The following is a 14602-nucleotide window of genomic DNA, read 5'->3' on the forward strand; positions in this document are numbered from 1 at the left end:
CGGGGAAGGGGGCGGCCACCGGCCGTCCCCTTCCGCGTTGTCGAGCGTCTAGCGCTGTCGCCTAGTTGTTCGCCAGCACCGTGAACCGCAGGATGATGCCGACGATCGACAGCACCGTGCCGACGATGCCGCAGATGTAGCCGGCCTGCACCTTGCCGCGGCCGCCGATCGCGCCGCCCGAGGCGTCGATCTGCTGGAGGGCGTTGCGGCCCATGATGATCGCCGGGATGCCGGTCAGGAGGCCACAGCACGGGATGCTGAGGATGCCCAGGATGAGGATCAGCGTGGACTGCTTGTGCTCCTGCGGCACGCCGCTGTAACCACCCGGAGCGGGCTGGCCACCGCCGTAACCGCCGCCGGCCGGCGGGTAGTCGCCCTGCGGGGCGCCATACTGCGGCGCGCCGTACTGACCCGGCTGGCTCTGGCCGTACTGCGGCTGGTCACCCGGCTTCTGCTCACCGTAGCCGCCCGGCTGGTTCGGGTCGTTCGGGTAATTGCTCATCTGATTCCTTCCCTCGTGTTGGGGCGACCCTAACCGACTTCCGAGGCTGGCGCGCGGTGCCGCGAACGATGCCGCCGGACGGCGTCGCGGTTGGCACATGCGGGGGAGCAGTAGCGCTGCCGGCCGTTCCTGGTGGTGTCGGCGAACGCGTTGCCGCACTCGGGCAGCGCACACCGGGAGAGCCGGTGCATGCCGCGCTGCACGAGGTGCACCGTCAGACCCATCGTCAGCAGCGCCGAAAGCATTGCGGCGTATGACATTTCGGCATCTCGATAGTGCAGGTGGAAGCCGTCGCCGGCGTGGTCGGTCACCCGCGGATGGGCCGTATGCCGAGCCAGCAATTCGTTCAGCAGCCGCACCCGGTCGGATGCCTCAGCGGTGTCGATCAGCCGGTCGATGTCGTCCAGGTAACGATCGAGCGAGGCCAGATCCGCGCGCTTCGCGCCCGGGCGGTGCACCACGCCGGCGGCGTCGCACCGTGCCTGCAGCGCCCGAACCGTCGCCGGACGGTCGTTAAGCAGAGCGACGGCGAGCAGCGTCGGCTCCTCGCCGTAAGGGTTGATATGCACAATGCCATTACACCAGGCTCGTGCGTATGACGACAGTCCTCGCCGAAAGTCCAGTCCCCACAACGGAACGGCGGCTTCCGCCGCCCGCGGCCGCGCCCCACCGGCACGGCTGGGTCACGCGATCACGGCACAGCACGAGCGAAGGCGTCCTGTGCTACCGGCAGTGCGTGTGCGGCGCCTGGCAGGTGCACCGCGGCGGCGAAAACATTGGGACCGTTGGGGATTGAGCTTGGGACTGGTCAGTCGGCCAGCGCGCCGTAGACGAGCTGCTTGAGCTCCTGGCGCACCGGATAGGCGCTGGACGGCATCAGCTGGGTCATCAGGATCGCCGTCAGGTCCTCGACCGGGTCGACCCAGAAGTAGGTGGATGCCAGCCCGCCCCAGCCGTATTCGCCGACCGAGCTCGCGATGCCGGTCGCCTGCGGATCAGTGGTGACGGAGAAGCCGAGACCGAATCCGACGCCGCTGAAGGGAGTTTCGGCATACAGCGGGATGCCGAACTCCTCCAGGTCGGCCCCTCCGGGCAGGTGGTTGCTCGCCATGAAGCGCACCGTGCGATCGGAGAGCAGTCGCACACCGTCGAGCTCGCCGCCGCGGCGCAGCATCTCGGTGAAACGCCAGTAGTCGTCCATCGACGACACGAGCCCGCCGCCGCCGGACAGCATGTGCGGCTTCTGCAGCGCCGCCTTGCCGAACGCGTCGAAGCGCACCGCGCCGTCGGGGCTGAGCGCGTAGAGCGCCGCCAGGCGATCGGGGTCGACGGCCTGAAAGGCGGTGTCGCGCATGCCGAGCGGGCCGGTGATCTCCGCCGCGAAGAAGTCGTCCAGACTGCGCCCGGAGACGACCTCGACCACCCGGCCGAGCACGTCGGTGGACACCCCGTAGTTCCAGCAGCTGCCCGGGTCGAAGCGCAACGGCATCGCCGCCCAGCTGTCGCACGCGGCCGCCAGGTCCATGCCGGCGGGCGGCCCGAACTCCTGACCGGCGAGGCGCATGACCTCGTCGGTGACGTGCACCCGGTGGAAGCCGTAGGTTAGCCCGGAGGTGTGGGTGAGCAGGTGCTTGACCCGCATGGGCTCGGTCGCCGGCCGGGTGACCGGCTTGGCCGCGGGACCCCCGACATACACCTGCAGGTCGGCGAAGGACGGAATGAACGTGCTCACCGGGTCGTTCAGCGACAGCTCGGCCCGCTCGTAGAGCATCATCGCCGCGACCGAGGTCACCGGTTTGGTCATCGAGTAGATCCGGTAGAGCGTGTCCGCCGTGATCGGCAGGCCGGCCTCGCGATCACGCTGTCCCAGCATCGCGTCGTGTATGACGGCGCCGCCCTTCGACACCCGCACATGCCAACCGGCGAGCCGCCCGTCGTCGACATAGGCGCTCAGGTGATCGTCGATCCGGCGCAGCCGGTCGGAGGCGATGCCGGTCGGGCTGGATGCATCGATCGTCATGCTCCGGAAGTGTGCCACCGACCCGCCCGCGGACGGCGCAGGGTGAACATTGCATGACAGTTGCACGACACAGGGGGCTCATGGCCCGCGCATACTGGGATTTGCAGCTCCGACAGCGCACAATTGGCGCATGCTGTGGCTGATTCTCGCGCTGGTCGTCTGTGTCGCGCTCGCCTCCGTCGTCGTCGGCCTCGTCGCCGTCCCCGCGCGCCGCGAGGGGCGGCAGGTGCTGACCGAACGCGGGGAGCGGATGGTCAACTCGGTCGCCGACCGCACCGACAAGGTCGCCAAGGGCGCCAAGCGGGCCGTCGCCGAGCGCACCGCCAAGGACACCGGCAGGGACACCGGGAAGAACGCAGCCAACGCCACGGCCACGGACGGCGTGCCCGCTGCCACCGCCCAGAAGCAGGCCGGCGCCGAGAAGAACAGCGAGCAGGCCGCCAGCTGACGCGCCGGACCCTCACCGACCGCCATCGTCGGTGAGGTTTGTCATGATGTGGGGCGTGGATGCGCTCTGGGAGATCCTTCTCGTCATAACCGTCGTCGTGCTCGGCGGTCTCGGACTCGTCGTCGGCCTGGTGCGAGGTCGCGGTCGCAAGGCGGCCCCGCCGGTCACCCCGCCACCGCCGGCGCGTGAGGCGAAGACCCGCACGGCCAACACCTACCGGCCGAGTTCGACCGCCACGATCGACACCAGCAAGGGCAGCACGCCCGCGCCGCCGAAGCCTGCGGAGCGCGAGCCGGAGCCGCCGGTCGTCGAACCCGAGACCCCGCCGGTCGAGCCCACCCCGGCGGACACCGTCGAGACCACTGCGCCGCCGGCCGCCCCGGCGCCGGCACCTGCCGAGCCGGAGGTCGAGCGTCCGGAGTCGGCCCGCGGTCGGATGACCAAGCTGCGCTCGCGGCTGGCCCGCTCCAACAGTGCGATGGGCAAGGGCCTGCTCACGGTGCTCTCCGGCGACAAGCTGGACGATGCGGTCTGGGAGGAGGTCGAGGACACCCTGCTCGGGGCGGACCTCGGCGTCGAGGCCACCACCGAGATCGTCGACGGCCTGAAACGTCGAGTGCAGGTTGAGGGTTCGCCGAGCGCGGAGCAGCTGGAGCAGTGGCTGCACGAGGAGCTGCTGGCCCAGGTCAACCCCGACATGGACCGCCGCATCGCCGCGTCCCGCGTGGGCGACCGGCCGGCCGTCGTCATGGTCGTCGGCGTCAACGGCACCGGCAAGACCACCACGGTCGGCAAGCTCGCCCGCGTGCTGGTCGCCGAGGACAAGGACGTCGTGCTCGGCGCCGCCGACACCTTCCGCGCGGCCGCCGCCGACCAGCTCGAGACCTGGGGCGGACGCGTCGGCGTGCCGACCGTGCGCTCCGACAAGGAGGGCGCCGACCCCGCGGCCGTCGCGTTCGACGCGGTCAAGGAGGGCCAGGACGGCGAGGTCGACGTGGTCATCGTCGACACCGCCGGCCGGTTGCACAACAAGGTCGGGCTGATGGACGAGCTGGCCAAGGTCAAGCGGGTCATCGAGAAGCAGAGCCCGATCGACGAGTGCCTGCTGGTGCTCGACGCGACCACCGGCCAGAACGGCATGCGCCAGGCCGAGATCTTCGCCCAGGCGGTCGACATCACCGGCGTCGCGCTCACCAAGCTCGACGGCACCGCCAAGGGCGGCATCGTGGTGCTGGTGCAGCGCGAGCTCGGGGTGCCGGTCAAGCTCGTCGGACTCGGAGAGGGCCCGGACGACCTGGCGCCGTTCGACCCGAAGGCGTTCGTGGACGCGGTGCTGGACTGAGCTCTTTTCGGTATGGCGGCCTGATCGCGGGTTTCGATACCGCGGCCGGAGCGGGTTTCGATACGGCTCGCTGGTTTCGATACGGCGGCGCCGGCGAGCAAGCTCGCCGGCGCCGCCTACTCAACCAGCTCGGACCGCCTACTCAACCAGCGGTGGTGACGCGGCGGTCGCGCTGGACCTGCGGGTCGGACAGCATCCAGCGCACCGCGCCGGCGCCGAACGCGCCGGTGCCGCGCAGCGCGAGCGCGCCGCCGGGTGGCAGGTGCACGCCGAGCATCCGGCGGGCGTAACCGGGCAGGGTGCCGATCGCCCCCGCCACCAGGCTGAGATAGCCCGGCCGCGCCGCGAGCGGCAGCGGCGGCTCGAACACGATGAACCGCAACGCCGCGCGTGCCGCCGGGGTCGCCCGCAACTGCGGGCGGTATGACGCGAGCGTCGCGCGCAGTTCGGCCACCGAGGTCGGGGCGCCGACGAACCCGAGCCGGCTCGACACCGACCCGATCTGCGCGACATAGCGGTCGGCCTCGGCATCGGTGAGGGTGCCGCCCCCGAACGCCCGGAAGCAGGTGAGGAAGCTGTCGGCCTCCGCGGCGTGCACCCAGGCCAGCAGCGCCGGGTCGTCGGCGCGATAGGGCACACCGTCCAACTCGCCGTGCACCCGCCGGTGGATGCCGCGCACCCTGGCGAGCAGCCGCTCGGCGTCCGGGATCGTGCCGAACGTCGTGGTGGAGATGAAGTTGCTGGTCTGCTGCAGGCGGCCCCACGGGTCGTCGCGGTAGCTGGAGTGCTGGTCGACGCCGGCCATCGCGAGCGGGTGCAGCGACTGCAGCAGCAGCGCCCGGATGCCGCCGACGAACATCGACGCGTCCAGGTGCACCCGCCAGATCGGGTCGGTCGGGGTGAACCACCGCTCGCCGCGTTTGCCCCAGATCCCGTCAGCGCGGCGCTGCGCGTCCTCGCCGGCGACCCGCTGCCGCAACTCGAGCGCCGCCCGGTGGCGCACCGTGTCGTGCAGGGTGCGGAGCGGCGTCATACGCACCATTATGCGCGTCTCGTATGACGAGACCTCCGGCCCAGGTAATGAACCGTTAACCGCTCGGCCGCGCTTGCAACATGCTCGTAACACAACGTGCGACACCGCCGAAACCGCACGGGCGCAGAGTGTTTGGCCATGAGCGTTACTTCACTGGCGATGGCCACCCCACCCGAGCCGAACACCGGCGACACCGCCTGGGTGCTCGCCGCTGCGGCCCTGGTGCTCTTCATGACGCCCGGGCTGGCGTTGTTCTACGGCGGCATGGTGCGCACCAAGAGCGTGCTCAACATGATGATGATGAGCTTCATCAGCATGGGCACCATCGGGATCGTCTGGATCCTCTGGGGCTACAGCGAGACCTTCGGTGCCGACAGCACCGGCGGCTGGATCGGCAACCCGTTCGATCACTTCGGGCTGCACGGCGTGCTCGACGCGACCTACGGCACGATCCCCGGCGCCGCGTTCGCGGCCTTCCAGGTGGTGTTCGCGATCATCGCGGTCGCGCTGATCAGCGGCGCGATCGCCGACCGGGCGAAGTTCACCACCTGGACGATCTTCACGGTCATCTGGGCGACCATCGTCTACTTCCCGGCTGCTCACTGGGTTTTCGCGTTCGACGGCTTCGCCGCCAACACGGGCGGCTGGATCGCCAACGGCGGCTTCTTCCTCAATGGTCACGGCGCCTACGACTTCGCGGGCGGGACCGCCATCCACATCAACGCCGGCGCCGCCGGCCTCGCGCTGGCCCTGGTGCTCGGCAAGCGGATCGGCTTCGGGCGGGACCCGATGCGCCCGCACAACCTGACGCTGGTGATGCTCGGCGCCGGCATCCTGTGGTTCGGCTGGTTCGGCTTCAACGCCGGCTCGGCGCTCGGCGCCAACGCGCTCGCCGCCGGCGCCTGGATCAACACCCTCGCCGCGACCTCCGCCGCGATGATCGGCTGGCTGCTGGTTGAGAAGCTGCGCGACGGGCACTTCACCTCCCTCGGTGCCGCGTCCGGCGTGGTCGCCGGCCTGGTCGCGATCACCCCGGCCTGCGCGGTCGTCACCCCGATCGGTGCGCTGGTCGTCGGCGCCGTGGCCGGTGCGGTGTGTGCCCTCGCGGTCGGCCTGAAGTTCAAGCTCGGCTTCGACGACAGCCTCGACGTTGTCGGCGTGCACCTGGTCGGCGGCCTCGTCGGCACCCTGCTGATCGGCCTGCTGGCCAGCAAGGGCAGCCCGACCGGCGCCGACACCCAGGAAGGCCTCTTCTACGGTGGTGGCTTCCTGCAACTCGGGGTGCAGGCCGGTGCGGCGTTCTTCGTCATGGTCTTCTCCTTCGTGGTGACCTACGCGATCGGCTTCGTGCTCGACAAGACGATCGGCTTCCGCACCACCGACGAGGACGAGGTGTCCGGCATCGACCAGGCCGAGCACGCCGAGACCGGCTACGACTTCGGCAACCTCTTCGGCGGCAGCCGCATGGGTCAGCACCGCGGCGCGCACGAGCCCGACGCGCGCCACCACGACGAAACGCACGGGAAGGTCAAGGCATGAAACTCGTCACCGCGATCATCAAGCCGTTCAAGCTGGACGACGTCAAGGAGGCTCTCGAGGCCTACGGCATCACCGGTATGACGGTGAGCGAGGCCAGCGGTTACGGCCGCCAGCGTGGGCACAGCGAGGTCTACCGCGGCGCCGAATACACCGTGGACTTCGTGCCGAAGGTGCGCATCGAGGTCATCGTGGAGGACATGGACGCGGCCAGCGTGGTCGACGTGCTGGTCAAGTCCGCGCAGACCGGGCGGATCGGCGACGGCAAGGTGTGGACCATGCCGGTCGACGACGTGGTGCGGGTGCGCACCGGGGAGCACGGCGCCACGGCGTTGTGATCTCGATACGCGGCTCGTTCCTCGCCGCTACTCGATCAGCGGGGCCTCGCTGGTTGAGTAGCGGGGGAGCGAAGCGGAGGAGCGTATCGAAACCTGGGGCGGTGATCTCGATACGCGGCTCGTCCCTCGCCGCTACTCGATCACCAGGGGTGGGCACTCGATCAGCGGGGCCTCGCTGGTTGAGTAGCGGGGGAGCGCAGCGGAGGAGCGTATCGAAACCTGCGGCGGTGAGCTCGATACGCGGCTCGTTCCTCGCCGCTACTCGATCACCATGCGGGGCTACTCGATCAGCAGGGGTAGCTACTCGATCAGCAGTTGGGCCACACGAAAGGGGTTGCGGGGTATGACGATTGCGGCGGTCGACCAGGAGCGTCTCGGGCTGGCCGGCACGCGCGATTTCACCAAACGGGGCGCGGGCGCGGCCCGGCGGGAGCGGCTCACGGCATACAACAAGGCGTGGTTGGGGCAGTTGTGGGCGAAGGCGACCGCACCGCTCGGCAACCGCACCGAGGGGGTCGCGCTCGCCGCGGTCGGCAGCCTCGCCCGGGGCGACGGCGGCCCGCTCTCGGACTACGACCTGGTGCTGGTGCACGACGGCCGCTCGCTCTCCGGGTCGGACGTCACCGAGCTGGCCGACCGCATCTGGTATCCGCTCTGGGACGCCGGCGTGCGGCTCGACCACAGCGTGCGCACCCTCGGCGAGTGCCGCGCCGTGGCGTCCGGCGACCTCGCGGCCGCGGTCGGCATGCTCGACCTCGACCTGCTCGCCGGCGACGACGTGCTCGTCGCCGGGGTGCGGCAGAGCATCGCCCACGACTGGCGCGCCAACGCCCGCAAACGGCTGCCCGAACTGCTCGACAGCCTCCGGGTGCGGCACGAGCGGCACGGCGACCTGATGAGCGAGATCGAGCCGGACCTCAAGGAGGGCGGGGGAGGGCTGCGCGACATGGCGGTGCTGCGCGCGCTCACCGCGGCGTGGCTCACCGACCGGCCGCACGGTGCCGTCGACCGGGCGTATGGCGAGTTGCTGGACGTGCGCGACGCGCTGCACGTGGTCACCGGGCGCGGGCGGGACCGACTCGGCCGCGAGGACCAGGACGCGGTGGCCGCCCTTCTCGGACAACCGGATTCGGACGCGCTGCTCACCGGCGTGGTGCAGGCGGCACGCACGATCTCCTTCGCGCTGGACGGCACGATGCGCCGTGCCGGCCAGTCGCAGCGCGCCCGCACCCTGCGGGTCGGCCCGCGCCGGCCGGTGCTGTCACCGCTCGGTTACGGCCTCTACGAGCACGACGGCGAGGTCGTGCTCGGCCCCAAGTCGACCGGGCTCGGCTCCCCGCTGCTGTTGCTGCGGGCGGCCCGGCTCGCGGCCCGGCGCGGGCTTCCGCTCGCGCCGACGACCGTCGCCAACCTGTCCGGTGAGCTGCAGTCGCTGCCGATGCCGTGGCCGGCGGAGATCCGCGACGCGTTCGTCGATCTGCTCGCGACCGGGCCGGGGCTGGTGCACGTCTGGGAGACGCTCGACCAGGCGGGAGTGATCGGTCGGTGGCTGCCCGAGTGGGGCGCCGTGCGCAGTCGCCCACAGCGCAACGCGGTGCACCGTCATACGGTCGACCGGCACATCGTGGAGTCAGTGGTCGAGGCATGCCGCCTGCGCGGTGACGTCGAGCGACCGGACCTGCTGCTGATGGCGGCGTTGCTGCACGACATCGGCAAGATCGCCGGCGTGCACGACCACGCCGTCGAGGGTGCGCCGGTCGCGGCAAACATGTTGCGGCGCATGGGTTTTCACGCCGACGACATCGACGTGGTCGAGCTTCTCGTGCGCGAACACCTCACGCTGGTCGACCTCGCGACCCGGCGCGACCCGCACGACCCGCGCACCGTGGCCGCGCTCGTCGGCGCCGTCGAGGAGCGCCCCGACGTGCTGGACCTGCTCCGCGCCCTCACCGAGGCCGACGCGATCTCGGCCGGCCCAAAGGCCTGGACGAGTTGGCGGGTCGGTCTGATCGACGAACTCACCGCGCAGGGCAGGCGGGCGCTCGCCGGCCGGCGGATGCCGGCACCCGCCGACCCCTTCCACGACACGGCGTATGGCGAGCAGCTCCCGCCCGAGCTGCTGCGCGACCTGGCGATGGGCAACCCGCACGTCACGGTCGAGCCGACGCCGAGCGGGGCGCGGGTCGAGATCGCCGACCGCGACCGGCTCGGGTTGTTCGCCGACTCGGCGGGGCTGCTCGCGGCGCACGGACTCGTGGTGCGGACCGCGCGGGTGCGCACCGTCGACGACGTCGCGATCAACACCTGGGACGTCGAGGCCCCGGCCGGCGACCTGCCGCACGCCGAGGAGGTGCAGCGCGGGCTGGTGCAACTGGCGGGAGGCGACCGCAATCCGTTGCGCGCGCTCGAGCGGCGACGGCGCAGCGCGCCTGACGTGGGTGCGCCGCCGACGCGGGCCACCGTCATACCCGGTGCGTCGGAGCAGGCGACCGTGATCGAGGTGCGTGCGCAGGATCGCCCTGGTCTGTTGCGCGAGATCGGCATCACGTTCGCGCGGCACTCGCTCGCCGTGCGATCGGCGCACGTCGCGACGTATGCCGGGCAGACCCTCGACACCTTCTACGTCACTGCTGCGGGTGACCGGCCGGTGGCGCCGCCGCAGGTCGCGCAGGTGATCGCCGCGCTGATCGACGCGTGTGACGGAGCGACCCGGTCGCCGGGTTAACCTTGCAGGCGTGTTCAATTCGCTGTCCGACCGCCTGACGTCGACCTTCAAGAACCTCCGGGGCAAGGGCCGCCTGTCGGAGTCCGACATCAACTCCACCATCCGGGACATCCGGATGGCGTTGATCGACGCCGACGTCGCGACCCCTGTGGTGCGCGAGTTCACCGGCCGGATCCGGGAGCGGGCGCTCGGCGCCGAGGTCAGCGCCGCGCTCAACCCCGGGCAGCAGGTCGTCAAGATCGTCAACGAGGAGCTCATCGAGATCCTCGGTGGCCAGACCCGCGAGCTCCAGCTGGCCAAGCGGCCGCCGACCGTGATCATGCTCGCCGGTCTGCAGGGTTCGGGTAAGACGACCTTCGCCGGCAAGCTGGCGCGCTTCCTGCGCGACAAGGGTCACTTCCCGGTGCTGGTCGCGGCCGACCTGCAGCGGCCCAACGCGGTGCGGCAGCTCGAGGTCGTCGCCGAGCGCGCCGGTGTGCCGTGCTTTGCGCCGGAGCGCGGCAACGAGGGCGGCCACGACGCGGGGACCGAGGAGGGCACCCAGTCCTACGGTGACCCGGTGTGGGTCGCGCAGGCCGGTGTCGGGCAGGCGAAGGTGCGGCAGTACGACGTGGTCATCGTCGACACCGCCGGCCGTCTCGCGGTCGACGAGAACCTCATGCAGCAGGCCGCCGACATCCGTGAGGCGATCCAGCCCGACGAGGTGCTGTTCGTCATCGACGCGATGATCGGTCAGGCCGCGATCGAGACCGCGCTGGCCTTCCAGAAGGGCGTCGACTTCACCGGTGTCGTGCTCTCCAAGCTCGACGGTGACGCCCGCGGTGGTGCCGCGCTGTCGGTTGCGTCGGTCACCGGGCGGCCGATCATGTTCTCCTCGGTCGGTGAGCAGACCAAGGACATCGAGGTCTTCCACCCCGACCGGATGGCGTCGCGGATCCTCGACATGGGTGACGTGCTCACGCTGATCGAGCAGGCCGAGAAGGCCTTCGACCGGCGGCAGGCCCAGGAGATGGCCCGCAAGTTCATGGAGGAGGAGGACTTCACCTTCAACGACTTCCTCCAGCAGATGTCGGCCATCAAGAAGATGGGCAACTTGAAGGCGCTCATGGGGATGATGCCCGGCATGTCGGGCATGAAGGACCAGCTGAACAACCTGGACGAGCGCGAGTTCGACCGGGTCGAGGCGATGGTCCACTCGATGACGCCCTTCGAGCGCACCCACCCCAAGCAGATCAACGGCTCGCGCCGGGCGCGCATCGCCCGCGGTTCGGGTGTCACGGTCTCCGAGGTCAACCAGTTGCTGGAGCGCTTCGGCCAGGCGCAGAAGATGATGCGCCAGATGCGCCGCGGCGGTGGAGGTATGCCGGGGATGCCCGGTATGCCGGGAGGCGCCGCACCCAAGCGCGGCAAGGTGCAGCAGAAGAAGAAGGGCAAGAGCGGCAACCCCGCCAAGCGCGCCCAGCAGGAGCAGGCCGCCGCGCAGAAGGCGTCGGCCGCGCGGGAGAAGGCGATGGGCAACGCGTTCGGGGCCGAGGAGGAGCAGGACTTCTCCAACCTCAAGCTGCCCAAGGGGTTTGAGAAGTTCCTCGGCCCGGACGCGAAGAAGGACTGAGGGCGGGGCCGCCCGCCCGGTCGTGCCGGGCGGTGTCGCCGGAGCGAATGTCGAGTGCTCCGCGATGCGCAACCTGGTTGCGGCGGACGCAACCTCGTTGCGGGTCGCCGCGCGAACTGACGCGGTCGTGTCGGGCGGTGTCGGCGAAGCGAAGGTCGAGGGCTCCGCGATGCGCAACCTGATTGCGCCGGAGGCAACCTCGTTGCGGGTCGCCGCGCGAAGTCACCCGCTGAGCATGCCTGCGAGGTCGGCCCAGCGCTGTTCTCCCTGCCGGTGCAGGAAGTGCAATTGAAACGACGTGCCAGCCGCAGTGCGGACCTCGATGAGCCCGTTAACCAGTGCTGTTGACGCGCGGTAGCGCACCGATGTTATGTCCTTGCGCCGGACCGTCAGGGTCCGATTCTCGTGCGCCGCGCCGAGGAGGGCCCGTGCTGAAATCGCATTCGTCGCACGGGCCGTCAATGTCCGCCCGTCAAAGTCCACGATGATCCCGTAACCATTCAGTGTGGGAAGGGATTTCGGCCTGATCGGCGCCACGCTGCTTTGCGATGCGCGTGCGCCGTCCGAGTTGTTGTTGCGTTGTGAAGACGCGGCGATTGTTGGCCCGCTGATCACTCTGGTGTCGGAGACGCCCGTGCCCGGGACCCGAATCGTTCGTTGGATCTTGCCGTCAGTTCGACGAGTGATCCGGACAGGGCCAGCGCCAGCACTTACGCTCAGACCGCTCTTGCTCGCCGTGAGGCGGAACGGCCCGACCTTCTTGGACTTTCGGAAGGAAACCATGACTCCCCCTGAGGCACATCGACCACGGCGCTGCTCCGCAAGCTATCCCACTTGACGGCTGTCTGCTGACGATCTGCGATGGGACGGGTTGCTCGGCCGTGTCACCCGCCTGCTTCCCCTGATCGGCCATGACGTGGGCGAGTATGCCGCAGCCGCGCACGCGAGGCGGCGACAATCGCCGACACCGACGCAATAGGGTCGGATGTATGGCGAACGCTCCGGTGCTGCACGTGAAAGGTCGCATTCTGGTCGGGCCGGAGGAGGTCCGCGACGAGATCTGGGTGGTCGGCGGTGTCGTCAGCTGGACCGCGCCGGCCGACACCTCGGGCGCGCAGACGATCCAGGGCCACGTGCTGCCCGGTCTGGTCGACGCCCACTGCCACGTCGGGCTCGAGGCGCACGGGGGCGTCGACGAGGCCACCAGCGAGCAGCACGCACTGCGCGACCGGGAAGCCGGCGCCCTGCTGCTGCGCGATGCCGGCTCGCCCGTCGACACCCACTGGATCGACGATCGCGAGGACCTGCCCCGCATCATCCGCGCCGGGCGGCACATCGCCCGGACCAAGCGCTACATCCGCAACTTCGCCCACGAGATCGAGCCCGAGGACCTCGTCGCCTACGTGCGGCAGGAGGCCCGCCGCGGCGACGGCTGGGTCAAGCTCGTCGGGGACTGGATCGATCGAGATCGCGGCGACCTCGCACCCTGCTGGCCGCGCGAGGCCCTGGCAGCGGCGATCGAGGCGGCCCACGAGGAAGGCGCCCGCGTGACCGCGCACTGCTTCGGAGAGGAGTCACTGCTCGACTTCGCCGCCGCCGGCACCGACTGCATCGAACACGCCAGCGGGCTGCTGCCGGACTCGATCGATCTCTTTGCACAGCAAGGCATTTCGATCGTCCCGACGCTGGTCAACATCGAAAACTTCCCGAAGTTCGCCGACGCGGGAGAGGCGAAATTCCCCTCGTATGCCGCGCACATGCGCGACCTCTACGCCCGCCGCTTCGACACGATCGCCGCCGCTCACGAGGCCGGCGTGCCGATCTGGGTCGGCACCGACGCCGGAGGCCAGTTGCCGCACGGGCTCGTCGCAGCCGAGGTCGCCGAACTCACCCGGGCCGGCATGACCAACGTCGAGGCGATCAACGCAGCGACCTGGGGCGCACGCGCATGGCTCGGCCGCCCCGGCATCGCCGAGGGGGAGAGCGCCGATTTCGTGGTCTACCAGGATGATCCACGCGACGACGTCGGCGTGCTCGCCGACCCCAAGCAGATCGTGCTGCGTGGCCGACAGGTCGGTGCATGACGTGAGCCGAAGCCTCGCACCGCTGGCCGCGACCGGTCGGCGGGTCTGGGTGCACACCGCCCAGCAGAGCGACCTTGCGGCATACCAGGTCGCGGTGCAGCAGTCGGCCGCCCGCATCGGACAGTGGAACCCGGTCAACCCGGCCGACCTCCAGTGGCACCTGGAACGTCAGACCGAGGACCACCGCACCTTCCTGATCCATGCGATGGACGCTGCGGGCAGTCACGGCATTGTCGGAAAAGTCAACGTCACCAACGTCGTTCGCGGGCGCTTCCAGAACGGCGTCATCGGCTACGACTCCTACGACCCGTATGTCGGCACAGGCCTCTTTGCCGAAGGACTGCGGCTGGTGATCGACCTCGCCTTCGCCGAGGCACCCCGCGGGATGGGGCTGCATCGCATCGAGGCCAACGTCCGGCCCGGCAACAGCCCGTCGTCCGGGGTGCTGCGGTCGCTCGGCTTCCGCCGGGAAGGCTACGTGCAACACATGCTCTGGCTCCCCGGCGCGGACGGCTCGCAGTGGCGCGACCACATCCCCCACGCGGTCACCCGGGAGGAGTGGCCCGCTGCGCCGTACGCCGCGCAGCGCTGGCCGCGGATTGCGTTGCTGGTCAAGGAGATTCCCGGGACGCACCTGGGTGCCCGGCTGGCAGAGGAGTCGGGGCTGCCGCTCCTGTCGGAAGGCATCGTCGAGCGCGAGCTGGGCGCGCAGTCGGGCACCGGCGCGGCGCTGTGGGCGCTGCTCGGCAGCTCCCCGGTCGGTGGGGTCGTCGAACTGCGGGACCCGCAGCCGGCCCTGGCGTTCGAAGGTCTTCGGCGGGCCGGCTTCGACCCGGCCCGCGTGCCGCAGGTGGGTTGCTCGCTGGGCTTCGGGGTGTCACTCCCGATCGATCCCGGCCGGCCGGTCGACGATCGCTCGGTCGCCCATCTCGCACTGCGCGCGCGGGCCGCCTTCGCCTGAC

At 70.3% G+C, this 14602-nt stretch carries 13 protein-coding genes; 8 read left to right on the forward strand and 5 right to left on the reverse strand.

Annotated elements, in window-relative coordinates; all coding sequences use genetic code 11:
* Window positions 1–61 precede the first annotated feature (61 nt).
* From HJ588_RS19010 to HJ588_RS10465, 3 genes are all read right to left on the reverse strand, one after another.
* Window positions 62–502 carry a DUF4190 domain-containing protein gene (locus HJ588_RS19010; RefSeq protein ID WP_212755402.1) on the reverse strand — a complete coding sequence of 147 codons (441 nt, stop codon included), beginning with the start codon at window positions 500–502 and terminating at the stop codon, window positions 62–64.
* Window positions 503–531: 29 nt separating this feature from the next.
* Window positions 532–1071, reverse strand: a complete 540-nt coding sequence (locus HJ588_RS20010; RefSeq protein ID WP_212755404.1) for a CGNR zinc finger domain-containing protein — start codon at window positions 1069–1071, stop codon at window positions 532–534.
* Window positions 1072–1310: 239 nt separating this feature from the next.
* Window positions 1311–2522 (reverse strand): serine hydrolase domain-containing protein, encoded by a 1212-nt coding sequence (locus HJ588_RS10465; protein WP_171154668.1) that lies wholly within the window; start codon window positions 2520–2522, stop codon window positions 1311–1313.
* Window positions 2523–2652: 130 nt separating this feature from the next.
* On the opposite strand from HJ588_RS10465, the gene HJ588_RS10470 reads away from it, so the two are divergent.
* Window positions 2653–2970 carry a hypothetical protein gene (locus tag HJ588_RS10470; RefSeq protein WP_171154671.1) on the forward strand — a complete coding sequence of 106 codons (318 nt, stop codon included), beginning with the start codon at window positions 2653–2655 and terminating at the stop codon, window positions 2968–2970.
* A 46-nt stretch (window positions 2971–3016) separates the two neighbouring features.
* The gene (ftsY, locus tag HJ588_RS10475) at window positions 3017–4312 is read left to right on the forward strand and encodes a signal recognition particle-docking protein FtsY (RefSeq protein ID WP_171155651.1); all 1296 of its coding nucleotides are present in this window, start codon (window positions 3017–3019) and stop codon (window positions 4310–4312) included.
* 142 nt (window positions 4313–4454) lie between these two features.
* Here the strand turns inward: ftsY and HJ588_RS10480 are convergent, their stop codons facing one another.
* Window positions 4455–5345 (reverse strand): oxygenase MpaB family protein, encoded by an 891-nt coding sequence (locus HJ588_RS10480; RefSeq protein ID WP_171154672.1) that lies wholly within the window; start codon window positions 5343–5345, stop codon window positions 4455–4457.
* A 138-nt stretch (window positions 5346–5483) separates the two neighbouring features.
* Between HJ588_RS10480 and HJ588_RS10485 the strand changes: the two genes are divergently transcribed.
* The 4 genes from HJ588_RS10485 to ffh all read left to right on the forward strand — a co-directional run bounded on the left by HJ588_RS10485 (window position 5484) and on the right by ffh (window position 11556).
* Window positions 5484–6884 carry an ammonium transporter gene (locus HJ588_RS10485; protein ID WP_171154675.1) on the forward strand — a complete coding sequence of 467 codons (1401 nt, stop codon included), beginning with the start codon at window positions 5484–5486 and terminating at the stop codon, window positions 6882–6884.
* Window positions 6881–7219, forward strand: a complete 339-nt coding sequence (locus HJ588_RS10490) for a P-II family nitrogen regulator (RefSeq protein WP_171154677.1) — start codon at window positions 6881–6883, stop codon at window positions 7217–7219. The genes HJ588_RS10485 and HJ588_RS10490 overlap by 4 nt, the downstream gene beginning before the upstream one ends.
* Window positions 7220–7562: 343 nt before the next feature.
* A complete protein-coding gene (locus tag HJ588_RS10495) occupies window positions 7563–9944 on the forward strand; it encodes a [protein-PII] uridylyltransferase (protein WP_171154679.1) in 2382 nt (793 codons plus the stop codon).
* 10 nt (window positions 9945–9954) lie between these two features.
* Window positions 9955–11556, forward strand: a complete 1602-nt coding sequence (ffh, locus tag HJ588_RS10500; protein WP_171154682.1) for a signal recognition particle protein — start codon at window positions 9955–9957, stop codon at window positions 11554–11556.
* A gap of 222 nt (window positions 11557–11778) precedes the next feature.
* Here the strand turns inward: ffh and HJ588_RS10505 are convergent, their stop codons facing one another.
* Complete coding sequence (locus HJ588_RS10505) at window positions 11779–12339, reverse strand: DUF4236 domain-containing protein (protein ID WP_171154684.1); 561 nt, start codon at window positions 12337–12339, stop codon at window positions 11779–11781.
* Between the two features lie 206 nt (window positions 12340–12545).
* Between HJ588_RS10505 and HJ588_RS10510 the strand changes: the two genes are divergently transcribed.
* Together HJ588_RS10510 and HJ588_RS10515 are read left to right on the forward strand one after the other, a co-directional pair.
* Window positions 12546–13640, forward strand: a complete 1095-nt coding sequence (locus HJ588_RS10510; RefSeq protein WP_171154686.1) for an amidohydrolase family protein — start codon at window positions 12546–12548, stop codon at window positions 13638–13640.
* Window position 13641: 1 nt separating this feature from the next.
* Window positions 13642–14601 (forward strand): GNAT family N-acetyltransferase, encoded by a 960-nt coding sequence (locus tag HJ588_RS10515; RefSeq protein ID WP_212755407.1) that lies wholly within the window; start codon window positions 13642–13644, stop codon window positions 14599–14601.
* Window position 14602: the final 1 nt, after the last annotated feature.

It is taken from the genome of Flexivirga aerilata, from assembly GCF_013002715.1.
Taxonomy (GTDB): Bacteria; Actinomycetota; Actinomycetes; order Actinomycetales; family Dermatophilaceae; genus Flexivirga; species Flexivirga aerilata.